The sequence below is a fragment of the Pseudoalteromonas sp. SR41-1 genome (genome assembly GCF_014164015.1).
GTDB classification, from domain to species: domain Bacteria; phylum Pseudomonadota; class Gammaproteobacteria; order Enterobacterales; family Alteromonadaceae; genus Pseudoalteromonas; species Pseudoalteromonas distincta.
The window spans coordinates 1-953 of record NZ_JACJEK010000045.1 but is presented as its reverse complement, the minus strand read 5'-3'; the positions used below and the strand labels follow the sequence as shown (position 1 = coordinate 953).

Annotated in this window: 1 protein-coding gene; it reads right to left on the bottom strand. The window is 50.5% G+C overall.

All coding sequences use genetic code 11. The annotated features are described in order from the left end of the window. The coding region (locus H5118_RS20345) for an Ig-like domain-containing protein (RefSeq protein WP_182749987.1) at positions 1 to 953 on the bottom strand (953 nt) is incomplete at both ends.

Here is a 953-nt window from a genome sequence, read left to right as displayed (position 1 = left end):
TCAGTTGGTGCATCGACACTCCATACTCCACCCGTTACGGTCGTATCAACAGTCGTAATATTCCCTGCACTGTCTTCAAACGTTAAGCTAATGGTGGTGTTATCTGCCGCATCGCTTGTACCATTAATGGTTGGGGTGGTGTCGTTGGTGTCAACCAGTGTATTAATACTGATGCTTGGGGCCGTGGTGTTGAGTGTTGCGGTTTCACTTAATGTAGTGGTATTACCGGCGTTATCACTAACGCTTGCTTCAATAGTGAGTGGACCATCAGTTAACGCGTTCGGTACATCTGCTGACCAGCTGCCATCGGCTTGTACTGTTGCAGTAAACGTTTCTGTATTATCTGCATCCGTGACGTTAATCGTTATAACCGTGCCTGCTGGCGCGTTCGATATCCCGCTAATTGTTGGCGTGCTGTCGTTGGTTGCGCCGACTGTGTCTAACGTCAGTGTCGGCGCTAAGGTATCTAGGTTGCCCGTTTGTGTCGCACCACCGGTGTTGCCTGCATCATCGGTGATACTGGCTTGCACGGTGTAGCTTCCATCCGGTAATTCAGGGCTGGTTGCTTGCCAATCACCGTTTGCATCCACAGTAGCGGTGATTGGGTGTTCATCACCGTTGCTGTCAGTAATAACAATGTTTACAACCGTGCCTTCAGGCTCTGTTGAAGTACCACTAATCACTGGGGTGCTGTCGTTACCCAAGCCCAGTGCATCAACGGTGACGATTGGCGTAATAGTATCCACATTACCACTGCTATTTGCTGTGCTCTCGTTGCCTGCCGCATCAGTAATACTCGCGCTTACAGTAAAGTCACCTTGTGCAAGGGCACCTGGAATCTCAATGTTCCAGTGGCCATCGCTGCCAACTAGGGTCTCAATGGTTTGCACAGCGCCTGCGCTGTCGGTGATGGTGAGTGTAACAGTGCCACCAATTTCATTACTGGTGCCCTG